Source organism: Streptomyces sp. NPDC002870 (assembly GCF_042888505.1).
Taxonomy (GTDB): domain Bacteria; phylum Actinomycetota; class Actinomycetes; order Streptomycetales; family Streptomycetaceae; genus Streptomyces.
Genome location: NZ_JBIAPW010000003.1, coordinates 187,234 through 210,620 on the forward strand (window position 1 = coordinate 187,234; position 23,387 = coordinate 210,620).

Annotated in this window: 19 protein-coding genes, 1 pseudogene and 1 riboswitch; of the genes and pseudogenes, 11 read left to right on the forward strand and 9 right to left on the reverse strand. The window is 69.0% G+C overall.

Annotated elements, in window-relative coordinates; genetic code table 11:
• Nucleotides 1-190: 190 nt before the first annotated feature.
• Both ACFYWY_RS05440 and ACFYWY_RS05445 read right to left on the reverse strand, forming a co-directional pair.
• Nucleotides 191-1,336, reverse strand: a complete 1,146-nt coding sequence (locus tag ACFYWY_RS05440; RefSeq protein WP_389180059.1) for a cystathionine gamma-lyase — start codon at nucleotides 1,334-1,336, stop codon at nucleotides 191-193.
• 146 nt (nucleotides 1,337-1,482) lie between these two features.
• Nucleotides 1,483-1,860 carry a phage holin family protein gene (locus ACFYWY_RS05445; protein WP_389180062.1) on the reverse strand — a complete coding sequence of 126 codons (378 nt, stop codon included), beginning with the start codon at nucleotides 1,858-1,860 and terminating at the stop codon, nucleotides 1,483-1,485.
• A 51-nt stretch (nucleotides 1,861-1,911) separates the two neighbouring features.
• On the opposite strand from ACFYWY_RS05445, the gene ACFYWY_RS05450 reads away from it, so the two are divergent.
• From ACFYWY_RS05450 to ACFYWY_RS05465, 4 genes and pseudogenes are all read left to right on the forward strand, one after another.
• Nucleotides 1,912-2,229 carry a cupin domain-containing protein gene (locus ACFYWY_RS05450; protein ID WP_389180065.1) on the forward strand — a complete coding sequence of 106 codons (318 nt, stop codon included), beginning with the start codon at nucleotides 1,912-1,914 and terminating at the stop codon, nucleotides 2,227-2,229.
• 127 nt (nucleotides 2,230-2,356) lie between these two features.
• Nucleotides 2,357-2,566, forward strand: a complete 210-nt coding sequence (locus tag ACFYWY_RS05455) for a DUF5326 family protein (RefSeq protein WP_389180683.1) — start codon at nucleotides 2,357-2,359, stop codon at nucleotides 2,564-2,566.
• Nucleotides 2,567-2,763: 197 nt separating this feature from the next.
• Nucleotides 2,764-3,398 (forward strand): annotated as a pseudogene (locus ACFYWY_RS05460) (helix-turn-helix domain-containing protein).
• Between the two features lie 121 nt (nucleotides 3,399-3,519).
• Nucleotides 3,520-3,954 (forward strand): SsgA family sporulation/cell division regulator, encoded by a 435-nt coding sequence (locus ACFYWY_RS05465; RefSeq protein WP_389180686.1) that lies wholly within the window; start codon nucleotides 3,520-3,522, stop codon nucleotides 3,952-3,954.
• A 13-nt stretch (nucleotides 3,955-3,967) separates the two neighbouring features.
• Here the strand turns inward: ACFYWY_RS05465 and ACFYWY_RS05470 are convergent, their stop codons facing one another.
• Nucleotides 3,968-5,311, reverse strand: a complete 1,344-nt coding sequence (locus tag ACFYWY_RS05470) for a YibE/F family protein (protein ID WP_389180069.1) — start codon at nucleotides 5,309-5,311, stop codon at nucleotides 3,968-3,970.
• A 71-nt stretch (nucleotides 5,312-5,382) separates the two neighbouring features.
• Nucleotides 5,383-5,541: riboswitch (TPP riboswitch) on the forward strand.
• Between ACFYWY_RS05470 and thiC the strand changes: the two genes are divergently transcribed.
• Nucleotides 5,534-7,345, forward strand: a complete 1,812-nt coding sequence (thiC, locus tag ACFYWY_RS05475; protein ID WP_389180072.1) for a phosphomethylpyrimidine synthase ThiC — start codon at nucleotides 5,534-5,536, stop codon at nucleotides 7,343-7,345. (Overlaps the previous riboswitch by 8 nt.)
• A 60-nt stretch (nucleotides 7,346-7,405) precedes the next feature.
• Here the strand turns inward: thiC and ACFYWY_RS05480 are convergent, their stop codons facing one another.
• The 3 genes from ACFYWY_RS05480 to ACFYWY_RS05490 form a co-directional block, all read right to left on the reverse strand.
• Nucleotides 7,406-8,233, reverse strand: a complete 828-nt coding sequence (locus ACFYWY_RS05480; protein WP_389180075.1) for a hypothetical protein — start codon at nucleotides 8,231-8,233, stop codon at nucleotides 7,406-7,408.
• Nucleotides 8,234-8,380: 147 nt separating this feature from the next.
• Nucleotides 8,381-9,526: a metallophosphoesterase gene (locus ACFYWY_RS05485; RefSeq protein ID WP_389180078.1), complete on the reverse strand. Its 1,146-nt coding sequence runs from the start codon at nucleotides 9,524-9,526 to the stop codon at nucleotides 8,381-8,383.
• A 173-nt stretch (nucleotides 9,527-9,699) separates the two neighbouring features.
• The gene (locus ACFYWY_RS05490; protein WP_307662375.1) at nucleotides 9,700-10,812 is read right to left on the reverse strand and encodes a LacI family DNA-binding transcriptional regulator; all 1,113 of its coding nucleotides are present in this window, start codon (nucleotides 10,810-10,812) and stop codon (nucleotides 9,700-9,702) included.
• 361 nt (nucleotides 10,813-11,173) lie between these two features.
• Between ACFYWY_RS05490 and hisC the strand changes: the two genes are divergently transcribed.
• From hisC to ACFYWY_RS05515, 5 genes are all read left to right on the forward strand, one after another.
• Nucleotides 11,174-12,253: a histidinol-phosphate transaminase gene (gene hisC, locus ACFYWY_RS05495; RefSeq protein WP_389180082.1), complete on the forward strand. Its 1,080-nt coding sequence runs from the start codon at nucleotides 11,174-11,176 to the stop codon at nucleotides 12,251-12,253.
• Between the two features lie 246 nt (nucleotides 12,254-12,499).
• Entirely contained in the window at nucleotides 12,500-14,008 is a 1,509-nt protein-coding gene (locus tag ACFYWY_RS05500) for a cytochrome ubiquinol oxidase subunit I (RefSeq protein ID WP_389180084.1), read from the forward strand.
• Nucleotides 14,009-14,030: 22 nt separating this feature from the next.
• Entirely contained in the window at nucleotides 14,031-15,032 is a 1,002-nt protein-coding gene (gene cydB / locus ACFYWY_RS05505) for a cytochrome d ubiquinol oxidase subunit II (protein WP_389180087.1), read from the forward strand.
• Nucleotides 15,033-15,038: 6 nt separating this feature from the next.
• Entirely contained in the window at nucleotides 15,039-18,620 is a 3,582-nt protein-coding gene (cydD, locus tag ACFYWY_RS05510; protein ID WP_389180090.1) for a thiol reductant ABC exporter subunit CydD, read from the forward strand.
• A gap of 154 nt (nucleotides 18,621-18,774) precedes the next feature.
• On the forward strand, nucleotides 18,775-19,824 hold the full coding sequence (locus tag ACFYWY_RS05515) for a peptidoglycan DD-metalloendopeptidase family protein (RefSeq protein WP_389180093.1): 1,050 nt from the start codon (nucleotides 18,775-18,777) through the stop codon (nucleotides 19,822-19,824).
• A 9-nt stretch (nucleotides 19,825-19,833) separates the two neighbouring features.
• Here the strand turns inward: ACFYWY_RS05515 and ACFYWY_RS05520 are convergent, their stop codons facing one another.
• A complete protein-coding gene (locus tag ACFYWY_RS05520) occupies nucleotides 19,834-20,682 on the reverse strand; it encodes a Cof-type HAD-IIB family hydrolase (RefSeq protein WP_389180096.1) in 849 nt (282 codons plus the stop codon).
• Between the two features lie 93 nt (nucleotides 20,683-20,775).
• Here ACFYWY_RS05520 and ACFYWY_RS05525 point away from each other — a divergent pair, with 93 nt between their 5' ends.
• Entirely contained in the window at nucleotides 20,776-21,675 is a 900-nt protein-coding gene (locus ACFYWY_RS05525) for an LLM class flavin-dependent oxidoreductase (protein ID WP_389180099.1), read from the forward strand.
• A 52-nt stretch (nucleotides 21,676-21,727) separates the two neighbouring features.
• On the opposite strand, the gene ACFYWY_RS05530 is transcribed toward ACFYWY_RS05525, so the two are convergent.
• Entirely contained in the window at nucleotides 21,728-22,285 is a 558-nt protein-coding gene (locus ACFYWY_RS05530) for an RNA 2'-phosphotransferase (RefSeq protein ID WP_389180102.1), read from the reverse strand.
• A 124-nt stretch (nucleotides 22,286-22,409) separates the two neighbouring features.
• The gene (locus ACFYWY_RS05535; protein WP_389180105.1) at nucleotides 22,410-23,351 is read right to left on the reverse strand and encodes a MerR family transcriptional regulator; all 942 of its coding nucleotides are present in this window, start codon (nucleotides 23,349-23,351) and stop codon (nucleotides 22,410-22,412) included.
• Between the last annotated feature and the right edge of the window lie 36 nt (nucleotides 23,352-23,387).

Consider the following 23,387-nt stretch of genomic DNA (forward strand, 5'->3'; position numbering starts at 1 on the left):
ACCGAGGGCGGTCCGAGCCATGAGGGGGGAGGCTCGGGCCGCCCGTTGTGCGTAGCCCGGCTCAGCGTCCGGCGTACCCCGGCGTACGCCCCCGTCCACCGCGCAGCCGCGCTCCGCGCCCCCGGCCCGCACCTTCCGACGGCCGGAAAGCGCCCCCCCCCGTGCCCCTCCAAGCGCCCCGGTGACCGCGCTACCCCGCCGCCTTGTCCAGCGCCCGCAGCACATCCGCCACCAGGTCCTCCGCGTCCTCCGCGCCCGCCGAGAAGCGGATGAAACCCTCCGGTACCGCGTCGCCGCCCCAGCGAGCGCGACGTTCCGCCGTGGAGCGCACCCCGCCGAAGCTCGTCGCGTCGTCCACCAGCCGCAGGCCCTCCAGGAAGCGCTCCGCGTGCCCGCGATCGGGCAGCACGAACGAGACCACGCAGCCGAACCGCCGCATCTGCTGCGAGGCGATCTTGTACGAGGGGTCGCTCGCCAGTCCGGGATGGCGCAGCCCGGTCACTTCGTCGCGAGCGCCCAGTGCCTCAGCGAGCGCCAGCGCATTGGCGCACTGCCGCTCGATCCGGAGCTGCAGCGTGGCCAGCGAACGGTGCGCGAGCCATGCCTCCATCGGCCCCGGAATCGCCCCGACCACCTTGCGCCAGCGCCGTACGCCCGCCGCCAACTGGGGATCGCGGCAGGTCACATGGCCGAGCAGGATGTCGCCGTGGCCCGTCATGCCCTTGGTGTCGCTTGCCACCGAGAAGTCCGCGCCCAGGTCCAGGGGGCGCTGTCCGAGTGGCGTCGCGAGAGTGTTGTCGACTGCGACCAGTGCGCCGGACGCGTGCGCCGCCTCCGCCAGCCGCCGCACGTTGCACACGTCGAGCCCCGGGTTGGACGGAGTTTCGATCCAGAGCAGTCGCGCCCCGTCCAGGACGGTCAGCTGTGCGTCGTCGCCGGTCGGGGCGGTCCTGACCTCGACGCCGTACGCCTCGAGCCGTTCGCGCACGAGCGGCAGCGCCTGATAGCCGTCATTCGGCAGCACTACGGTGTCCCCGGCCTTCAGCTGGGAGAAGAGCACGGCCGAGATCGCCGCCATCCCCGAGGCGAAGGTCACGGTCTCGACGGATTCCCCCGGCGCCTCGAGTTCGCCGATCGCCCGCTCCAGATGGGTCCAGGTCGGATTCTCGTCCCGTCCGTAGGTGTACGGCCCGGTGGGCTCGCCCGGCAGATGGAAGTGGGCTGCGAAGACCGGTCCCGGCAGGGTCGGTTCGTACTTCACCGGCACGGGCAGCCCCGCGCGTACCGCCCTGGTTCCGTCCCCTGCCCCCGCCGGGACGCCGTTTCCCTCACTCATGCCGCACTTCCCTCACTCATGCCGCACGCTCCTCGACTGCTGTCCGTACCGCGTCGAGCAGACCTCGCTCGCCGCCTCCACCATCTTCAGGCACTCTTCCGGCACTCCCGAAGCCGCGGACGCGATACCCAGACCTCATACGGTGTTCAGTCCTTGTCGGGCAGGGCGACATTCATTGCCCACGAAACGACCGAGATGATCAGGCCGCCGAGCACGGCGGTCCAGAACCCCTCGACATGGAAGTTCAGATCGACCAGGTCGGCCAGCCAGGAGGTCAGCAGCAGCATGAGGGCGTTGATGACCAGCGTGATCAGCCCCAGGGTGAGGATGAACAGCGGCAGCGTCAGCAGCTTCACGACGGGCTTGACGAGGAAGTTGACCAGCCCGAAGAGCAGCGCCACCAGGATCAGGGTCAGTGCCTTCTTGCCGGTGCTGTCTCCGGTCAGTGTTATGTCCTGGAGCACCCAGATGGCCACGGCCAGGGCTGCCGCGTTGGCGATCGTCTTGACTACGAAATTCATCATGTGTCTGATCGTGGCAGACGTGATCGGACCAAGGGCAGGGGCGGACGGACGATGAAGGCATTCCGACTGGACGAGCTGGAGGCGGAGCGCGCCGCCAATGATGGCGCGTACCTACAGTTCCTTCGCGAACGGAACATGTCGGTCGGGCTGTACGCACTGGACGCCGGCGAGCTGGACCCGCAACTGCCCCACCGCCAGGACGAGGTCTACTTCGTCGTCAGCGGCCGCGCCGCCATCACGGTGGGGATGGAGACGACGCAGGTCGGACGCGGCAGCGTTGTCTACGTCCCGGCAGGGGTGTCCCACAAGTTCCATCACATCACCGAGGATCTGCGGGTGATGGTGGTCTTCTCTCCCCCTGAGAGCTGACCGCAAGCACCCCCGGTCCCTAGGGGTTCGGTCAGGGGAGATCAAGGGCTCGCGGCCCCCCGCGCACCACCCCCTCCCGCCTAGCATCGAGGCAGGAACTCAAAGAAGCGAGGTATGGACGATGGCTGTGCGGGAAGTATTCGCGGGGATGCCGTGGTGGATCAAGTGGGTCGCGGTGCCCGTCATCGCCCTTGTGGTGTTCGGAGGGCTGATCACGAGCGTCGTCGGCTTTGTGATCGGACTGCTCTTCAAGATCCTTGTCTTCGTCGCCCTCGTCGGTGGACTCGTCTTTGTCGTACGGAAGTTCATGTCGTCGAGCTCACGCAGCGACTGGTAGCCCGTGCCCGTCCGGGCGTTAGCCCGGGCGGGGGAACGCTCCGGCAAACCCCCACTGCCGCACCGGGCGGCCATTACTGTGACAACCCCGCTGCGGCCCCATGGGAATTCCGCCCATGGGAAGTACGCGCGGCGGGCCGCGGGGGCGGCCTCCGCAGGCGGGCGCGCAGCCCGTCACCACATGCCTGGGGGTGACCTTTGGCCACGGCTGTGAACGCTCCTGCCCCTACCCTGATCGTTTCGGTGCAGCGGGCGCTGAGGCTGCTGGAGACCGTGAGCTCCCATCCGGACGGGGCCCCCGCGAAGCAGCTCGCGCGCGAGGCCGGGCTTCCCCTTCCCACCGCGTACCACCTGCTGCGCACTCTGGCGCACGAGGACTATCTGCGCCGTGAGAAGGGCGTGTTCATCCTCGGTGACGCGGTCGAGCGGCTCGCCATCGGCGGCGCTCTGCAGAATCGTCGCACCACCCTGGTGGACTTGCTCGCGCACTGGCGGGACGCCATCGGAGGCGCGGTCTACTTCGCGGTCTGCCGCGAGGGTGAAATCGAGATCGTCGCCGTTGCCGAGAGCCCGTACGCGCCCGGCGTCGCCGAGTGGCGCACGCTGCTGGAGCGGCTCGCGTCAACGGAGCGGATGCAACCGGTCCTGGGGCGACAGGAGTACGCGCTCGGTGCCGGCTGCGCCGCCATTTGAGATCACGACCGGATCCGGTGCCGCCGTGATGGACATTTCTCTCCCCCTCCACCAGGAAGAACTGTTGCTTCCGGCGGTCGAGCAGCTGCGACGCCATCGGAGGGCTCCTCGGCTCCATAGCGGTCTCTATCAGTATCTGAAAAATCACTCCTTGTGATCTCCTGGTCACTTACAGGAAGATTGCGTCAAGAGGCCATCGGGATATTCCTGGCCGTTCTCAGCTGAGTTCTTCACACGGCTTCATCCACTGCGGGGTACATGATGCGCGAGTCGGTCCAGGCCGAGGTCCTGATGAGTTTCCATGTCTCCGAGGAGCTCTCTTTCCGGATCCCGGTGGAGCTCCGGTACGAGACGGGGGATCCGTACGCCGTGTGGATGACCTTCCACCTGCCCGGCGATGCCCCTGTGACCTGGGCTTTCGGGCGCGAGTTGCTGCTGGACGGCATCAATGTGCCGAGCGGGGACGGTGATGTGCGCATCGCTCCGAGTGGTCCCCAGGGGTTGTCCGACGTCGCCATCCGGCTCCAGGTCGGCAGCGACCGGGCGCTGTTCCGGGTGAGCGCGGCGCCGCTCGTGGCCTTCCTCGACCGCACCGACAAGCTGGTGCCGCTGGGGCAGGAGCGTACGCTCGCCGACTTCGAGGACAATCTGGACGTGGAGCTCGGGCGCATCCTCGCAGAGGAGAACGCCGGCTGAGCAGTCGACGCCGCTACTTCTTGCGGCGGCGGCCCCTGCCGCCCCGGACGGGCGATCCACTCCGGGCCGGTGATTCGTCGGCCGCTGCGTTTCCGGGCCGGTCGGCGGTGACCACCAGGGCCGCGAGCGCGGTGGTCACCGGCACCGAGGCGACAAGCCCGATCGACCCCACCAGGGTCCGTACGATCTCCTCCGCCACCAGCTCGCTGTTGGCCACCGTCCCCACACTGCTCTGCGCGATCGAGAAGAGCAGCAGTAGCGGCAACGCCGCACCCGCGTAAGCGAGTACGAGTGTGTTGACGACGGAAGCGATGTGGTCCCGGCCGATTCTGATCCCGGCCCGGTACAGTGCCCGCGGGCCCATGTTCGGGTCAGCCTGACGCAGTTCCCAGACCGCTGAGGTCTGGGTCACCGTCACATCGTCGAGCACGCCGAGCGATCCGATGATGACGCCGGCCAGCAGCAGACCGCTCATGTCGATGTTCGGATACAGACCGTGAATCAGACCGGTGTTGTCGTCGGTGTTGCCGGTCAGGCTCGCCCAGCCGATGAAGAGCGAGCCGAGCAGCCCGGTCAGCAGCAGCGAGATCAACGTGCCGAGGACCGCGACCGAGGTGCGGGCGGTGAAGCCGTGGCACAGATAGAGCGAGACCAGCATGATGGCGCTCGCCCCGATCACCGCGACGATCAGCGGATTCGAGCCCTGCAGGATCGCGGGCAGGATGAACAGGGTCAGTACGGCGAACGAGATGGCCAGCGCGACCAGCGCCATCACGCCTTTCATCCGTCCCACCAGCACCACCGCGAGCGCGAAGATCCCGGCCAGCAGCGCCATCGGGAGCTCACGGTCCACATCGGTCACGGAGTACTGCAGGTCACGCGGCGCGTCGGGGGCGTACGCGACCACCACCCCCTGGCCCTTGTCCAACTGCCGCGGCGCGTCCGGCTGGACGATCTCGATGAACTTACGGCCCTTGTCCTTGCCGCTGGTGACCTCGATCGTCGCCTTCTCGCAGCTGCCCTGCTGGGCATTGACCGCTTCGCGCCCCTCGGGCGTGGAGGTATCGCCGGTCGGCGGGACCTGCGCGGCGTTCACGTCCTTGCAGTTGACCTTGTCGACCTGCACCACCCTGCCCTGCTCGGTCTGCCGGTCGAAACCGACACCGCTGCGCTCATGGCCGGGCGCGCCGCCCGGCCAGAGGACGAGAAGGCCCACGACGACCGCGGCGGCGAAGGGAATCAGCACCGCGGCGATGACCTTGCGGAGATGCTGCGAGACAGGCGCGGCGGGCCCATGGCTGTGCGAGTGGCCGTGGGGTTCGGGCGTCTGCGGCGAAGGGGGCGGCGAGTAGGTCACAGACCGATCATCGCAAGAACGACGGGGGCCCTCTGTTCAGCGCGCCAGAAATGACGCTAGCGTGGTGTCACCTTTGCACACGCGGGAGCTCGGAGCACCGGGCTGAGAGGACGCTGACCTCCGCATTCGCCGACTGGCTGAAGCCAGTACGCCGATTACGGAAGCCGCTGCGTCGACCGCCGAACCTGTTACCGGGTAATGCCGGCGTAGGGAGTAGGTCTCATGACCGTATCGGACGCACGCACGCCTGCCTCGAATCAGAACGACGAGGGCGGGAAGTCCATCGGCTGGCACAAGGGATACGTCGAGGGCTCACGCCCCGACCTCCGGGTGCCGGTCCGCCAGGTGCACCTCACCAACGGCAAGGACGTGACGCTGTACGACACGTCCGGGCCGTACACCGACCCCACCGTCGAAACCGACGTCCGCCGCGGCCTGCCCCCGCTGCGGGAGAACTGGATCATCGGCCGCGGCGACACCGAGGAGTACGCGGGCCGCCCGGTCCGCCCCGAGGACGACGGAATCAAGCACACCTCGCCGAGGGGCGGCCTGCGCAACCTCGACGCGGTCTTCCCGGGCCGCCCGCGCCAGCCCCGACGGGGCCGGGCCGGACAGGCGGTGACGCAGCTCGCGTACGCCCGCCGTGGCGAGATCACTCCGGAGATGGAGTACGTCGCGATCCGCGAGAACGTCTCCCCAGAGGTGGTACGCGAGGAGATCGCGGCGGGCCGGGCCGTCCTGCCCGCCAACGTCAACCACCCGGAGATCGAGCCGATGATCATCGGCAAGCGGTTCCTGGTGAAGGTCAACGCCAACATCGGCAACTCCGCCGTCACCTCCTCCATCGAGGAGGAGGTCGAGAAGATGACCTGGGCGACGCGTTGGGGCGCGGACACGGTCATGGACCTCTCCACCGGCCGCAACATCCACACCACCCGGGAGTGGGTGCTGCGCAACTCCCCCGTGCCGATCGGCACCGTGCCGCTCTACCAGGCGCTCGAGAAGGTCGACGGCAAGGCCGAGGAGCTGACCTGGGAGGTCTACAAGGACACGGTCATCGAGCAGGCCGAGCAGGGTGTCGACTACATGACGGTCCACGCGGGCGTGCTGCTGCGGTACGTGCCGCTGACGGCCCGCCGCAAGACCGGCATCGTCTCGCGCGGCGGCTCGATCATGGCGGCCTGGTGCCTGGCGCACCACAAGGAGTCGTTCCTGTACGAGAACTTCGAGGAGCTCTGCGAGATCCTCGCCTCGTACGACGTGACGTACTCCCTCGGCGACGGGCTGCGGCCCGGCTCGATCGCGGACGCCAACGACGAGGCGCAGTTCGCTGAGTTGCGCACGCTCGGGGAACTCAACTCCATCGCCAAGCGTTTCAATGTGCAGACGATGATCGAAGGACCCGGTCACGTCCCCATGCACAAGATCAAGGAGAACATCGACCTCCAGCAGGAGATCTGCGAGGAGGCCCCCTTCTATACGCTCGGCCCGCTCACCACGGACGTGGCCCCGGCGTATGACCACATCACCTCTGGCATCGGGGCGGCGATGATCGCCTGGTGGGGCACGGCGATGCTCTGCTACGTCACGCCCAAGGAGCACCTGGGCCTGCCCAACCGTGACGACGTGAAGACCGGCGTCATCACCTACAAGATCGCTGCGCATGCGGCGGATCTCGCCAAGGGGCACCCGGGTGCGCAGGAGTGGGACGACGCGCTGTCCGACGCCCGCTTCGAGTTCCGGTGGGAGGACCAGTTCAACCTGGCCCTCGACCCGGACACGGCACGGGAGTTCCACGACGAGACGCTCCCGGCGGAGCCGGCGAAGACCGCGCACTTCTGCTCGATGTGCGGCCCGAAGTTCTGCAGCATGAAGATCTCGCAGGACATCCGGCGGCAGCACGGGGGCTCGCAGCAGACCGAGCAGACCGAGCAGTCTCCGCAGTCCCAGCAGGAGATCGAGGACGGCATGGCGGAGAAGTCCAAGGAGTTCGCCGCCGCCGGCAACCGCGTCTATCTGCCAATCGCGGAGTGATGCCGGAGTGATGGCGGCGTGATCCCGCGATGACGTGCGGCCACGAGCGCCGACCGGGGCTCACTCCGGCTGGTGCTCGGGGCCGCCGAATTCCGGGCTGGTGAAGTCCGGGCTGGTGAAGGTGGGCCGCTGTCCCGCCGTCGAGCCCTCGCTCGGGCTCGAGTAGTCCGGGCCGCTGTAGCCGATCTTGGGGATACGGCTCACATGGCGCGGCGGGTCCGCGGAGGTCGGGTCGGCGCTGGGGTCCGCCAGCGCTGCCCGCAGGAAGGGCAGCAGGCCGCGCTCCAGCAGGGCGTGCCGCCAGGCCTCCTTGGCCCGGGACACCTCGTCGGGCAGCTCGCCCGTCGACTCCTCGGCCGGGACTTGCGTCGCGCCGTTGCGCAGGGCGGTGAGCAGCAGCCCGATCGCGGCGACCAGAATGGCGGCCGCCGTGAGAGCCCCGAAGAACCAGCCCGCGGACACCAGGGCATCCGCGAACGACGGCGTGGGGCTGAGCATCTTCAGGATGTAGCCGACCAGCAGGAAGATCACCGCGGCCGTCCCGGCGAGCACCGGGGCGAGCACGGCTATGACGGCGGCGATTCCCGCGCCGCGTTCGGAGGCCTCGCCGACGGCGGGCGAAAGCACGGAGTTGTGCATGGAGGCGCCGGCCGCGGGGCTTCTCATCTCCTCGCGGATCTTTGTGTAGTGCTCGTACTCGCCAGCGGCGGCGGCGGTGATCATTGCCGTCGCGTTCAGGGCCATCGTGCGCAGCTGTTCGGTGTTCAGGCGCTGCCCAACGGCAGCGAGATCCGGACGGTCATGGGCGTTGCGCAGTGCGTCGTCGAGGATGCGTTCGTATTCGGCGCGGTCCTCGGTCTGCAGGTGCGGAGCGCTGTTCATGTGCATCCCCCGATGCTCCGTAGGGCCGGATTGCCCGCATCGACCGGGCGGTTGGGCAGAAACGGAGGAGAGCCTGCTACGGATAAGCCGATGGTAGAGCGGTTACGGCACGGGGTGACAGGGGGTTTGAGTAAATCGCCTGTCGGGCTCGGATCAGTTGGGCAGCGGAAGCTGGACGACAAGGAGCTTTCCGGCCATGGTCACACCGCCGTCCATGGCGATCGCGAGCCCGTCCGCGTACACATGCGGGCCCTCGACGACCGGGCGCGTGCCGTCCTCGCCGTCCTCGGTGCCCACTTCGCCCAGCAGATACGGAATGGGGCTGTGGCCGTGCACGACGCGGTGGCCGCCGTAGGTGGTGAGCAGTTCGCGTACGGCCTGCGGCCCCTCGTCGTCGCGGAAGGCGAAGCGCTTGGTGAACTTGCGGAACAGGTCCCAGCACTCGTCGGCGTCATTGCGGGTGAGGATCGCGTGGACGGTGTCGTTGACGTCCTCGATGGTGTCGCCGTACTCGAGATAGGCGGTGGTGTCGGAGTGCATCAGCAGATGCTCGTCCTCCTCGATCACCGCGTCGAGGCGTGCCATCCACTGCAGATGGACGTCCTGCAGCCGGTCCATGTCGGTCTTCTGACCGCCGTTGAGGAGCCAGGCGGCCTGGAAGGTGGCGGTGCCGGCACCGGAGTTGACGGGAGTGTCGCCGAATCGCTTGGCGCCGAGCAGCAGCAGTTCGTGATTGCCCATCAGGGCCTTGCAGTAGCCGCCGGCGGCCGCGGCCTCGGCGGAGAGCCGCATGACGAGGTCGATGACGCCGATGCCGTCGGGGCCGCGGTCGGTGAAGTCGCCGAGGAACCAGAGGCGGGCATGGCCCGCGGCCCAGTGGCCGTCGGCGTCGATGAGGCCCTGCTGGGCCAGGGCCTCGACGAGTTCGTCGAGATAGCCGTGGACGTCGCCGACGACGTAGAGCGGGCCGAGGCCTTCTGGGGTGGGCGTCTCGTCCGTTGTGATCTGCACCTGGACGGTGTCGCCCGGCCCGCCGCGGCCGATCACCGGAAGATCGCGCTCGGTGGGGGTGTAGCCGTCCGGCTCATCGCCCTCCGGGACGGCGTTGCCGGGGTGGTCGGACTCGGTGGACTGCCGCGTCGGCCGCGTGTACGACGGCGCCTGCTCGTGCGACGGCACTTGCTCGTGCGACGGCGCCTGCTCCTGCGACTGCACGGGAACCTGCGCGTACGGCGGAACGCGGAAGTCGCGCAATGTCGCTGTCCGCACCACGGGTCCTTGACCGGCCCCCTGAGTCATCGACCCCTCCACACCGTCGCGCCGCCGTTCACCTCTCGGCCCAGCCTGGTCGGGGTGGTCCGCGGTGTCGTGCGCCCATCATAGGAATGAGCTCCGCGCTGTGTGACGCACCAGGGGTGGTGAATCCGGATGCACCCCTGGTTCGCCGGTTGTTTCGTCCTGTTTGGGAAGGTCTAGTCCGATGAAGGGGATCGCGGGGGGCTGACAGTCGTCCGCGAAGGGCGGCGCTGCGAGGACGTCCGGACGATCAGTTCGGTCGGTATCACCTGTTCGACCGGCCGGTCTTCGTCGATTCCCTCGATGGCGTCGATGAGGAGCTGGACGACCGCAGTGCCGATTCTGCGTGGTTTGAGCGAGAGCGTGGTGATGGGCGGCTCGGTGGTGGCGTACACGGTCGACTCACTGCAGCAGATGAGCAGCAGATCGTCGGGGACTCGCAGTCCGTACCGCCGGGCGGCGGCGAGGAGATCGGTGCCGTTGGGGTCGAAGAGTCCGTAGACGGCGTCGGGCCTGTCCGGGCGGGCGAGCAGCCGGTCGGCCGCGACGGCGCCGGCGCACGGGTCGTGGGCGGGGTAGGACTCGTAGACGGGGTCCTGGCCCACGCGCTCGCACCAGTTCAGATACGCGGTGGTGGACAGGCGAGTGTAGGTGTCCGTGGTGGTGCCGGTGAGCAGGCCGATCCGGCGGGCGCCGGCGGCGGCGAGATGGTCGAGCAGATCGAGTACGGCGGTTTCGTGGTCGTTGTCGACCCAGGCGGTGACCGGGAGCGTGCCGGCCGGGCGGCCGTCGGAGACGACGGGGAGGCCCTGGCGGACAAGCTCGGTGACGACGGGGTCGTGGTCGGAGGGGTCGATGACGACGGTGCCGTCGAGGGCGACGTTCGACCAGACGTCATGGCGTGAGGTGGCGGGGAGAATGACGAGGGCGTAGCCGCGGGCCAGCGCGGCGGAGGTCGCGGCTCTCGCCATTTCGGCGAAGTAGGCGAATTCTGTGAAGGTGAAAGGTTCATCCCCGTACGTGGTCACGGTCAGGCCGATCAAGCCCGACTTTCCCGTACGGAGCGTTCGGGCCGCCGCGGAGGGCCGGTAGCCCAGCCGGTCGGCGACCTCGCGGACATGTCGGCGGGTGGCGTCCGGGAGCCGGCCCTTGCCGTTGAGTGCGTCTGAGACAGTCGTGATGGAGACTCCGGCTGCGGCGGCAACGTCTCGGATGCCCGCCCGACTCCGCCTGCTGCCCCGGCGGGATGTCTCCGTCCGGCTCACCTGGTGCTTCCCTGCTGCTGTCATGGCGAGCCGATAGTAGGGCTCGCGTGGGCGGTTGAGCCGTGCGCATATTCACTCGTTGACAGGCACGTTTCTGCATGATCGTTTGCCATCAACTGCCTTGGAAACCAAGGGACTTGAGCGATCATCCCATATCGTCTCGGGCGTGGAGACGCATAGACCTCTCGAATGGTCGATGTTGCGAAGAGGTCTCAACTCACTACTACGGGCGATGCGCGCCACGGAGTGAGCTACCGGCGCGCGCCACGGGAGAGGGCGCTCCCCCCTTTCCCGGCCGCTGCCGTTCGCAGCAGCCGGGAATCCTCATAAGGTGAGGAGTATTCGAAGCTGCTGATAGCAACTGATGGCACGAGGAGGACCTGCGGTGAGCGAGACGAGCCCCAAGCTGCGCGCCGAGCTGGACGGCATTCCCACCTACAAGCCGGGCAAGCCCGCCGCTGCAGGCGGCCCGGTCGCGTACAAACTGTCGTCCAACGAGAACCCGTATCCGCCGCTGCCGGGTGTGATGGAGAGAGTGATCGCCGCGGCGCAGGGTTTCAACCGCTACCCCGACATGGCCTGCACCGGCCTGATGAACGAGCTGGCTGACCGCTTCGGGGTGCCCGTGACCCACCTGGCCACCGGCACCGGCTCGGTGGGCGTCGCGCAGTCGCTGCTGCAGTCCACTTCGGGCCCCGGCGACGAGGTCATCTATGCCTGGCGGTCCTTCGAGGCGTACCCGATCATCACCCGGATCAGCGGGGCAAAGCCGGTGCAGGTGCCGCTTACCCCCGGTGACGTGCACGATCTGGATGCGATGGCCGACGCCATCACCGACCGGACCCGGCTGATCTTCGTCTGCAACCCCAACAACCCGACCGGCACGGTGGTGCGCCGGGCGGAGCTGGAGCGGTTCCTGGACCGGGTGCCGTCGGATGTCCTCGTGGTGCTGGACGAGGCCTACCGCGAGTTCATCCGCGACGCCGATGTCCCGGACGGCATCGAGATCTACCGCCACCGCCCCAACGTGGCGGTGCTGCGCACCTTCTCCAAGGCCTACGGCCTGGCAGGGCTGCGGGTCGGGTTCGCGATCGCCCATGAGCCGGTGGCCGCCGCGCTGCGCAAGACCGCGGTTCCCTTCGGCGTCAGCCAGCTCGCGCAGGACGCGGCGGTCGCCTCGCTGTGTGCCGAGGACGAGCTGCTGGGCCGGGTCGGCTCGCTGGTTGCCGAGCGCACGCGGGTGTACGAGGGGCTCGTCGAGCAGGGCTGGACCGTGCCCGAGACCCAGGCGAACTTCGTCTGGCTGCGGCTCGGCCACCGTACGGTCGATTTCGCGGCGGCCTGCGAGAAGGCCGGCGTCGTGGTGCGGCCGTTCGCGGGTGAAGGTGTACGGGTCACCATCGGGGAGACCGAGGCCAACGACATCTTCCTGCACACTGCCGAGGCGTTCCGCAAGGAGCTCTAGCCGGTCCCGGCCGCTCAAGGCCTCGACTGTTTCCACCCGGACCGGGTCGCCGGAGCGGACCGCCGCCCGGTCCGGAAGGCGACCGTTCCCCGGAAGAGGCACCCCGCTCGAAGGTACGAATTTCGCATGAGCCATAATGCTTGTGAATGTGAACGCGTTCACAAGCGCGCCCTGATCATCCCGGGATCGGACGGATTAAAGGGGCGGACCGCCGCTGTGACCATGGCGATGTAAGGAGAAGACGACGTGGACCTGGCTCTGGCGCCGGAAACCCTGGCGCGATGGCAGTTCGGCATCACCACCGTCTACCACTTCCTCTTCGTCCCCCTGACGATCTCGCTCGCCGCGCTCACAGCCGGCCTGGAGACAGCCTGGGTGCGGACGGGGAAGGAGAAGTACCTCAGGGCCACGAAGTTCTGGGGCAAGCTCTTCCTGATCAACATCGCCATGGGTGTCGTCACCGGCATCGTCCAGGAGTTCCAGTTCGGTATGAACTGGTCCGACTATTCGCGCTTCGTCGGTGACGTCTTCGGCGCCCCGCTCGCCTTCGAGGCGCTGATCGCGTTCTTCTTCGAGTCCACCTTCATCGGGCTGTGGATCTTCGGCTGGGACAAGCTGCCGAAGAAGATCCATCTGGCCTGCATATGGATGGTGTCGATCGGCACCATCCTCTCCGCGTACTTCATCCTGGCCGCCAACTCCTGGATGCAGCACCCCGTCGGCTACCGGATCAACGAGGAGCGCGGGCGGGCCGAGCTCACCGACTTCTGGCACGTGCTGACCCAGAACACCGCGCTCACCCAGTTCTTCCACACCATGACGGCCGCCTTCCTCGTCGGCGGCGCCTTCATGGTCGGTATCGCCGCCTTCCATCTGGCGCGCAAGAAGCACATCCCGGTGATGCGCACCTCACTGCGGCTCGGGCTGATCACCGTGATGGTCGCCGGACTGCTCACCGCGGTCAGCGGTGACCTGCTCGGCAAGGTCATGTTCAAGCAGCAGCCGATGAAGATGGCCGCCGCCGAGGCACTGTGGGACGGCGAGGCGCCGGCCCCCTTCTCGATCTTCGCGTACGGAGACGTCGACGCCGGCCACAACAAGGTCGCCATAGAAGTGCCAGGACTGCTCTCCTTCCTGGCCAACGACGACTTCGACTCGTACGTCCCCGGCATCAACGACGTCAACAAGTCCGAGCAGGAGAAGTTCGGGCCGGGCGACTACCGGCCCAACATCCCTGTCGCGTACTGGGGATTCCGCTGGATGATCGGCTTCGGCATGGCGTCCCTCACCATCGGGCTGATCGGGCTCTGGCTCACCCGCAAGAAGTTCATGCTGTCGCCGGGGCTGCGGACGGGTGAGGACGAAGTGCCGCATGTGGTGCTCTTCAAGAACAAGGCACTGAACCCCAAGCTCACCAAGTGGTACTGGATCGTCGCCCTCTGGACCATGCTCTTCCCGCTGATAGCCAACTCCTGGGGCTGGATCTTCACCGAGATGGGACGTCAGCCCTGGGTCGTGTACGGCGTGCTGCGCACCCGCGACGCGGTCTCCCCCGGCGTCTCGCAGGGCGAAGTACTCACCTCCATGATCGTCTTCACCCTGCTCTACGCGGTGCTCGCCGTCATCGAGGTCAAGCTGCTGGTGAAGTACGTCAAGGCCGGACCGCCCGAGCTCACCGAGGCCGACCTCAACCCGCCCACCAAGATCGGCGGCGACGACCGTGACGCCGACCGGCCGATGGCCTTCTCGTACTGAGGCCCTGAGGAGCTGCTGAGGCATGGAACTTCACGACGTCTGGTTCGTACTCATCGCCGTCCTGTGGATCGGCTACTTCTTTCTCGAGGGCTTCGACTTCGGGGTCGGCGTCCTGACCAAGCTGCTGGCCCGGGACCGGACCGAGCGGCGGGTCCTGATCAACACCATCGGGCCCGTCTGGGACGGCAATGAGGTGTGGCTGCTGACCGCGGGCGGCGCGACCTTCGCCGCCTTCCCGGAGTGGTACGCCACTCTCTTCTCCGGCTTCTATCTGCCGCTGCTGCTCATCCTGGTCTGCCTGATCGTGCGCGGAGTCGCCTTCGAGTACCGGCACAAGCGGGACGAGGAGCGGTGGCAGACCAACTGGGAGCACGCGATCTTCTGGACTTCGCTCGTGCCGGCCGTGCTGTGGGGCGTCGCTTTCGGCAACATCGTGCGCGGCGTGAAGATCGACGGACAGAAGGAGTACGTCGGCAACCTCTTCGACCTGCTCAACCCGTACGCGATCCTGGGCGGGCTGGTCACACTGACCCTCTTCACCTTCCACGGCGCGGTGTTCGCCGCGCTGAAGACGGTGGGGGACATCCGGATGCGGGCCCGCGCTCTGGCGCTGAAGCTGGGGCTGCTCACTGCCGCGCTGGCGCTCGGCTTCCTGAGCTGGACCCAGGTCTCGCGCGGTGACGGCAGCAGTCTGGTCGCGATGATCGTCGCGGTGCTGGCGCTGGTCGGGGCTGTTGTGGCGATCAAGGCGGGCCGCGAAGGCTGGTCGTTCGCGCTGTCCGGTCTGACGATCACGGCCGCGGTCGCGATGCTGTTCCTGACGCTCTTCCCCAACGTCATGCCGTCCTCGCTCAATGAGGACTGGAGTCTCACGGTCACCAATGCCTCGTCGAGTCCGTACACCTTGAAGATCATGACCTGGTGCGCGGGCATTGCCACGCCGCTGGTGATGCTCTACCAGGGCTGGACCTACTGGGTGTTCCGCAAGCGGATCGGTACGCAGCACATCGCCGATGCCCATTAGTGGGGGATGTTTCACGTGAAACCGATCGACCCGCGTCTGCTCCGGTACGCCCGGGCCACCCGTCGCTTTCTGATCGCGGTGGTGCTTCTCGGACTTGTCGGGGCGGCGCTGGTCGTCGCCCAGGCGATGCTGATCGCCGAAGTGGTGGTGGGGGCCTTCCAGAAGGGGCTCTCCACCAACGGCCTCGGTACGCCGCTGGCGCTGCTGGCGGCGGTCGCGGTCGGCCGGGCGGTCGTCTCCTGGCTGACCGAACTGGCCGCGCACCGGGCGAGCGCGGCGGTCAAGTCGGAACTGCGCGGGCGACTGCTGGAGCGGGCCGCCGAGCTGGGGCCGGGCTGGCTGAGCCGACAGCGCACAGGCTCGCTGGTCGCCCTCGCCACCCGCGGTGTCGACGCGCTGGACGACTACTTCTCGCGCTATCTGCCGCAGTTGGGGCTCGCGGTGGTAGTGCCGGTGGCGGTGCTGGCGCGGATCGTCACCGAGGACTGGGTCTCGGCCGCTGTCATTGTGGTGACGCTGCCGCTGATTCCGGTATTCATGGTGCTCATCGGCTGGGCCACCCAGGCGCGGATGGACCGCCAGTGGCGGCTGCTGTCCCGGCTGTCGGGCCACTTCCTGGATGTGATCGCCGGTCTGCCGACGCTGAAGGTATTCGGGCGGGCGAAGGCCCAGGCCGAGTCGATCCGCGCCATCACCTCTGAGTACCGGCGGGCCACGCTGCGGACGCTGCGGATCGCGTTCCTCTCGTCGTTCGCGCTGGAGTTGCTGTCGACGCTTTCTGTGGCGCTGGTGGCCGTCGGCATCGGGATGCGGTTGGTGCACGGGGACCTGGATCTGTACACGGGGCTGGTGATCCTGATCCTGGCGCCCGAGGCGTATCTGCCGATCCGGCAGGTGGGGGCGCAGTATCACGCGGCAGCCGAGGGGCTTTCGGCCGCGGAGGAGATCTTCCGGGTACTTGAGACCGAGCCGCGGGCGGACGGCGCGGGGGAGATGCCGGGCACGCTGCGGCTGGAGTTGGAGGGGGTGACCGTCCGCCATGCGGGGCGCAGCGAGGCGTCGCTGGACGCGGCTTCGCTGGTGGTGGCGCCCGGCGAGACGGTGGCGCTGGTCGGGCCGAGCGGCGTCGGCAAGTCGACGCTGCTGGACGTACTGCTGGGGTTCGTGGAGCCGGCCGAGGGGCGGGTGCGGGTCGGCGGCGCGGATCTGGCGAGCCTCGACCTGGACGGGTGGCGGCAGCAGATCGCCTGGGTGCCGCAGCGCCCGTATCTCTTCGCGGGGACGGTCGCGGAGAACGTACGGCTTGCGCGGCCGGACGCCGATGACACGGCGGTGCGGGAAGCGCTGCGGGACGCCGGGGCGTACGAGTTCGTGACCGCACTCCCCCGGGGTGTGGACACGCTGCTCGGAGAGGACGGCGCGGGGATCTCGGCCGGTCAGCGCCAACGGCTCGCGCTGGCCCGGGCGTTCCTCGCGGACCGGCCGCTGCTGCTGCTCGACGAGCCGACAGCGGCGCTGGACGGGGAGACGGAGGCCGGCATCGTCGATGCGGTACGGCGGCTGGCGGAGGGGCGGACGGTGCTGCTGGTGGTCCACCGCCCGGCGCTGCTGGCCGTGGCGGACAGGGTGGTGGAGCTGCGGGCACCCGCGGTGCTCGGCTCCGCCGGGGATTTCCGCCCCGCCGGGGTGGGGAGTCTCCCCGCCCGCCCGCCCCTGATGGAAGAGGGGGAACCGGAGGATTCCCCGGCCCTCTCGGGACTGCCACGCCCGTCGGCTTCGCCGGACGGTGTGGGAGACGGCCTGGTCGAGGGGCCGCGTCCCTCCGGGGCCGGCTCGGCTGTCCTTGCGCGGGTGCGGGGGACAGCCGGGGAGCTGCGGGGGCGCTTCGCGCTCGGGCTGCTGCTCGGCAGCCTCGCTCTGGGGTCCGCGGTGGGGCTCATGGCGGTATCCGGCTGGCTTATCTCGCGCGCCTCCGAGCAGCCGCCGGTGCTCTATCTGATGGTGGCCGTGACGGCGACCCGGGCCTTCGGCATCGGGCGGGCCGTCTTCCGGTACGCCGAGCGGCTCGTCTCGCACGACGCCGTGCTGCGGATGCTCACCGAGCTGCGCGTCGCCGTCTACCGCAGACTGGAGCGGATCGCGCCCGCCGGGCTGCGGCAGACCCGGCGCGGCGATCTGCTGTCCCGGCTCGTTGCCGATGTGGACGCCCTGCAGGACTACTGGCTGCGCTGGTTGCTGCCCGCGGGCGTGGCCGTCGTCGTGGGAGCGGGGTCCGTCGGCTTCACGGCGTGGCTGCTGCCAGAGGCCGGGGCGGTGCTCGCCGTCGGCCTGCTCGTCGCCGGGGTGGCCGTCCCGCTGATCAGCGGGACCTGCGCACGGCGGGCCGAGCGGCAACTCGCCCCCTCGCGCGGGGCGTTGGCCACCCGGGTCGTCGACCTCCTGCGCGGGACCGCCGAACTGACCGTCGCCGGAGCACTGAAGGGCCGGCTGGACAGGACACGGGAGGCCGACCGGCGGCTGACCCGGATCGCCTCACAGGGCGCCGCGGCCACCGCGCTCGGCGGCGGGCTCTCCGCGCTGGCCTGCGGGCTGACCGTCGTGTGCGCCGCGTTCGTGGGGGTGCAGGCGGTGCGGGACGGGCGGCTCGACGGGGTGTCTCTGGCGGTGGTGGTGCTCACTCCGCTCGCGGCCTTCGAGGCGGTCACCGGACTTCCGTCGGCGGTCCAGTACCGGCAGCGGGTCAAGCGGAGCGCCGAGCGGGTGTACGAGGTGCTGGACGCGCCCGTCCCCGTACACGAACCGGAGTCGCCACTCACCCCGCCGGGAACGGCGTTCCCGCTCGAAGTGCGGGGCCTTCGGGCCCGGTACGCCGGGCAGGAGCGGGACGCGCTCGACGACGTCGATCTGACGCTCACCGCGGGGAAGCGCATCGCGGTCGTCGGGACCTCGGGGTCGGGGAAGACCACGCTTGCGCAGGTGCTGCTCCGCTTCCTGGACGCCAGGGAGGGGACGTACATGATCGGCGGCGTGCCGGCGGCCGCGCTCGACGGGGACGCGGTCCGGCGGTTCGTCGGCCTGTGCGCGCAGGACGCGCATCTCTTCGACAGTTCCGTACGGGAGAACCTCAGGCTGGCGCGTACGGGGGCGACGGAGGACGAGCTCAGGCAGGCGCTGGACAGGGCGAGGCTGCTGGAGTGGGTCGACGCGCTGCCCGACGGCCTCGACACCCTCGCCGGCGAGCACGGCGCGCAGCTCTCCGGCGGTCAGCGGCAGCGGCTGGCGCTGGCCCGCGCGCTCCTCGCCGACTTCCCCGTACTCGTACTCGACGAGCCCGCCGAGCATCTCGACCTGGCGACGGCGGACGCGCTGACGACGGATCTGCTGACGGCGACCGAGGGGCGGACAACGCTGCTGATCACGCACCGGCTGCAAGGGCTGGACGCCGTCGACGAGATCGTCGTCCTGGAAGCGGGGCGGATCGTGCAGCGCGGTTCCTACGTCGAGATCGCCGCGGCCGAGGGTCCGCTGAGACGGATGCTGGAGCGCGAGCGGGCGGCGGACCTGCTCGGTACCCGGCCCTCCGGATGAGGACGGCGAGGGGTACGACGGTGTCCTGGCAGGCCCCGCCGTAGTCCGGACGGCGGGGGGAAATCCCCGTCGTTCGGCGGGAAACTGAGCCAGGTGGCGGTACGACACCTCACGGGTACCAGGAATCGCCGCGGCACCGGGCGATTATCCGAGGATGCGCTTGAGACACCGCGACCGGTTGCTGCTCGTCCCGGTTGTGCTGTGCGCGCTCCTTGGTCCGAGCGCGCACGAGGCCATGGCGTCCGACGGGCCGGACGCCAGCACCAGCGCCAAGGTGGCGCAGCTGTTCGAGGACGCGGCGAAGGCCACCGCGACCTACGAGAAGGGCAGCCAGGTGGCCGAGGCACAGCGCGAGAAGGCGGGCCGGCTGGAAAGGCAGCTGAACGAGCAACGGCATGAAGTCGCCATGATCCGCGACGAGGTGGGCAGCGTTGCCCGCGCCCAGTACCGCACCGGCGGGACGCTCGCGCTCACCGCGCAGCTGCTGCTCGCCACAAACCCCGACGAACTGCTCCGCGGGCGGCGGCTGGCCTGGCAGGCGGAGCTGGCCGTGAACCAGTTGCTCGGCCGGGCCGGGCAGGCCGGGCGGAAGCTCGCCGTGGTCGAGGGGAAGGCCCAGGCCGTCCGGCGCGAGCTCGAAGCCCGCGAGGAGCAACTGGCGACGATCAAGCGGTCCATCGAAGCGAAGCTGGAGTCCGCGCAGTGGGAGCTGCAGGGTGAGGCGGACCGTAGCGTCGCGGCAGGCAGGTGTTCGGGCGCCGTAGAGCTCGGCCGCCGCGGGGCGGGGCCGCCGCGGGGTGTGGCGTGGGTTGCGCCGGTGCAGCAGTACGCACTGTCCGCCGGGTTCAACAGCTCCGGTGCGCGCTGGGCGAAGCGGCACACCGGCCAGGACTTCGCGGTCGGCATCGGGACCCCGGTGCGGTCGATCGGGGCGGGCCGGGTGATCTCGGTCTCCTGCGGCGGCGGCTTCGGAATCGAGATCATCGTGCAGCACCCGGGCGGCTACTTCTCGCAGTACGCGCATCTGGCGGCGGTCACCGTCGACCAGGGCGATCAGGTACGCACCGGGCAGTGGATCGGACAGGCCGGCACCACAGGCAACTCGACGGGGCCGCACCTGCATTTCGAGGTGCGGCTCACGCCGTATCTGGGGTCCGGGGTGGATCCGGTGGCCTGGCTGCGCAAGCGCGGCGTCTGGCTCTAGCGGTCGCTGCTAGACGTTCTTGAGGATCTGCTCGATGACGACCGCCACACCGTCCTCGTTGTTGGCGACAGTCCGTCCGGAGGCCGCGGCGATCACGTCCGGGTGCGCGTTGCCCATCGCGTACGAGGCCCCTGCCCAGGTCAGCATCTCCACATCGTTGGGCATGTCCCCGAAGGCGACGACCTCGTCGGCGGAGATACCGCGCTGGGCGCAGCAGAGTGCCAGTGTGCTTGCCTTGCTCACGCCCAGGCCGCTGACCTCGAGCAGCGCGGTCGGGCTGGAGCGGGTGAAGGACGCGAGCTCACCGGCGGCCGTACGGGCCAGGGTGAGGAAGCCGTCGGGCGTCAGCTCGGGGTGGTGGGCGAGCAGCTTGATCACCGGGACGCCGGCGTCGGGGTGGTCCTCGTCGAGCAGCTTCTCGGCGGTGGCGACGGTCGCGCCCGGGTCGAGATGGAACGGCGGATAGTCCGGCTCGTAGTGGATGCCGGTGGTCAGCTCGACCGCGAAAGAGGTGCCGGGAGCGGCGTCGCGCAGGGTCCGTACGACATCGAGGGCGATGCCCCGCTCCAGGGCGCGGACCTCGAGCAGCTTCCCGCCGGCGTGCAGATCCACGACGGCCGCGCCATTGGCGCAGATGGCCAGCCCATGGCCGTGGACATGATCGCTGACGACGTCCATCCAGCGGGCGGGCCTTCCTGTGACGAAGAAGACCTCGATTCCCGCCTCCTCGGCGGCGGCGAGGGCGGCGATCGTACGGTCCGAGACGGACTTGTCGTCGCGTAGCAGAGTGCCGTCCAGATCAGTGGCGATCAGCCGGATGGAAGGGGGCAGCGGGAGTGGATCGGTAGCTGAGGTCACAGATCCATTCTCCCGTACGCCGGCGCACGGGCGTGCGAGAGGGCGCACATTTGAGTGTGCACGCGGCACTCCGGGGCCACGTACGCTCGATGCATGCGTTTGAGTACCGTGATTCTCCCTGTCCGTCCCTGGCACAAAGGTGGCCGCGACGAGTGGCTGCGAGCCGAGCAGCTCGGCTTCCACACCGCGTACACCTACGACCATCTGTCGTGGCGCACCTTCCGCGACGGCCCGTGGTACGGCGCGGTCCCGACGCTGACCGCCGCGGCCGCCGCCACCGAGCGGCTGCGCCTCGGCACCCTCGTCACCTCGCCGAACTTCCGGCACCCGGTGACCCTCGCCAAGGACCTGATCTCGCTCGACGACATCTCCGGCGGACGGATCACGCTGGGCATCGGCGCGGGCGGCATGGGCTTCGACGCGACGGCGCTGGGTCAGGAGGCCTGGACACCGCGCGAACGGGCCGACCGGTTCGGGGAGTTCGTGCCACTGCTCGACCGGCTTCTGACCGAGGACTCCGTGACGTACGACGGGACCTTCTACTCGGCGGTCGAGGCCCGCAATATCCCCGGCTGCGTGCAGCGGCCCAGGCTGCCCTTCGCCGTCGCGGCCACCGGGCCGCGCGGGCTGAAGCTCGCGGCGAAGCACGGGCAGGCGTGGGTGACCACCGGCGACCCGAAGCTGTTCGAGACGGGCACGCCCGAGCAGTCCGTCGAGGCCATCCGCGGGCAGATCGAGAAGCTCGGCAAGGCGTGTGCGGACATCGGCCGGGATGTGGCCGAGCTGGACAAGATCCTGCTCACCGGCTTCACCCCGGAACCCGGCCGTGTGCTGGAGTCCCTCGATGCCTTTGTGGACTTCGCGGGCAAGCACTTCGAGCTCGGCTTCACGGAGATCGTGGTCCACGCCCCGATCCCCGACTCGGATTTCGCCGCGGACCAAGCGGTCTTCGAGCAGATCGCGACGGAGGGCCTCGCCCAGTTGGCCCGCTGAGCAGGGCTTCGTGGGGGCGACGGGCTCATGGTGCCCACGCCTTGACGATGGCCTACGTGCCGGGGAAGCGCAGAAACTCCGGCGGCACGGCGTCGGTGAGCCAGACTCCGTTGGCGCTGACGTGGAAGAGGCGGCCCGCCCGATGCATCGCTCCGGCGTGTACGGAGAGGACGACGGGGCGGCCACGGCGGGCGCCGACGCGGGTTGCGGTCTCGCGGTCGGCCGAGAGATGGACATGGTGGCGCTTCATCGGGCGCAGGCCTTCGGCGCGGATTGACTCCAGGCTGCGGGCGACGGTGCCGTGATGGAGGTACTCGGGCGGCTCGGCCGGCGGGAGGTCCAGATCGACCTCGACGGTGTGGCCCTGATTGGCGCGGATGCGCGTGCCGTCGATCGTGAAGCGCTGCTTGTCGTTGACGGCGACGACATGGTCGAGCTCGGCGCGGGTGAACCGGAAGCCGTGCGCGGACGCGGCCCGCATCAGCTCGTCGACCGCCACCCAGCCGTTCTCGTCGAGGGTGATTCCGAGCCGGTCCGGCTGGTGCCGCAGATGCTTCGAGAGGTACTTCGACACCTTCACGGTGCGTTGTTCATCGGGTCTTGCGTTCATGCCGTCAGCGTGCCCGTCGGTTCGGCCGAGCGCCACCAAAAAAATCGCTCTGCAGGTTTGATCCACAGCCAACTGTAGTTATCCACAAGGGAATTGACATCTCTGTGGACAACACCTTGCCGATTTAGGCTCTTTGGTCAAATTGTCCAGAATTACTGCCCTTTGAGGCCAAAGTATCCAACGTCCTGGCCTGCACCTCCCGTTCGGTCGCCGCCGTGATGAAGGCTGCGGCGTTCTCCTGGCCAACCAGACGGAGCACGGCCCGCATTGTCTCCGGCGGCAGTGCCACCGAGCGCGGCTCACGGTCAACCGGCGGCGGACCCTCCGAACCCAGATGCTGCTGAAGATGCCGCGTGGCGAACGTCCGCATCGCCCGCGCCAGTTCGGCGTCGACCGTCTGCTGCGCGAGCGGCCGCAGCCGCCGGACCAGCGACGCTGCTTCGGCCGCATCCGCGTCGGTCGGCGGGCGGTGGCCCAGATAGCGCGCGAAGACGTGCTCGCTGGTGAACTCCAGGAAACGGGAGGCTATGTGCTCCACCTGCCCGCGAAGTTCCCGCAGATGACCGGAGATTGCTGTGAGCGGCACCCCCGCCGCGTACAACTCGGCCGCCACCGCGAGCTCTTGGGGGCTCGGCACCAGGAATTCGTCGTCACGGCCCGGGACCCGCTCCAGCACACCGAGGTCCACCGCCTCCGCGACGGCCGCCTCGTCCGGCTTCCCGCCGAACTTCCCGTCCAGCTCGGCGCGGGTGATCCGGGCCGCCTCCTCGTCCGTCCACGGCCCCTGCACCTCGGCGACCAGGCCGAGCACCCCGCCGAGCCCGCGCCCGGTGTCCCACGCCTCCAGCAGCTCCTTGATCGAGGCCAGGGTGTAGCCGCGGTCGAGCAGGTCCGCGATCTGCCTCAGCCGGGCGAGGTGGTTGGAGCCGTACACATTGGCCCGCCCGCGCCGCTCCGGCTTCGGCAGCAGTCCGCGGTCCTGGTAGGCGCGGATCGTACGGACGGTGGCGCCGCTGTGGTGGGCCAGATCCTCGATCCGGTACTCGGCTACTGACTGCTCGGACAAGCGCGCTCCCTCGATGACAGCTCGATGACAGGCCGC

Coding starts and splice junctions, on each gene's coding strand:
- ACFYWY_RS05440 (WP_389180059.1), bottom strand. CDS start 1,336: ATGAGTGAGGGAAACGGCGTCCCGGCGGGGGCAGGGGACGGAACCAGG.
- ACFYWY_RS05445 (WP_389180062.1), bottom strand. CDS start 1,860: ATGATGAATTTCGTAGTCAAGACGATCGCCAACGCGGCAGCCCTGGCC.
- ACFYWY_RS05450 (WP_389180065.1), top strand. CDS start 1,912: ATGAAGGCATTCCGACTGGACGAGCTGGAGGCGGAGCGCGCCGCCAAT.
- ACFYWY_RS05465 (WP_389180686.1), top strand. CDS start 3,520: ATGCGCGAGTCGGTCCAGGCCGAGGTCCTGATGAGTTTCCATGTCTCC.
- thiC (WP_389180072.1), top strand. CDS start 5,534: ATGACCGTATCGGACGCACGCACGCCTGCCTCGAATCAGAACGACGAG.
- ACFYWY_RS05480 (WP_389180075.1), bottom strand. CDS start 8,233: ATGCACATGAACAGCGCTCCGCACCTGCAGACCGAGGACCGCGCCGAA.
- ACFYWY_RS05485 (WP_389180078.1), bottom strand. CDS start 9,526: ATGACTCAGGGGGCCGGTCAAGGACCCGTGGTGCGGACAGCGACATTG.
- ACFYWY_RS05490 (WP_307662375.1), bottom strand. CDS start 10,812: ATGACAGCAGCAGGGAAGCACCAGGTGAGCCGGACGGAGACATCCCGC.
- cydB (WP_389180087.1), top strand. CDS start 14,031: ATGGAACTTCACGACGTCTGGTTCGTACTCATCGCCGTCCTGTGGATC.
- cydD (WP_389180090.1), top strand. CDS start 15,039: ATGTTTCACGTGAAACCGATCGACCCGCGTCTGCTCCGGTACGCCCGG.
- ACFYWY_RS05515 (WP_389180093.1), top strand. CDS start 18,775: ATGCGCTTGAGACACCGCGACCGGTTGCTGCTCGTCCCGGTTGTGCTG.
- ACFYWY_RS05525 (WP_389180099.1), top strand. CDS start 20,776: ATGCGTTTGAGTACCGTGATTCTCCCTGTCCGTCCCTGGCACAAAGGT.
- ACFYWY_RS05530 (WP_389180102.1), bottom strand. CDS start 22,285: ATGAACGCAAGACCCGATGAACAACGCACCGTGAAGGTGTCGAAGTAC.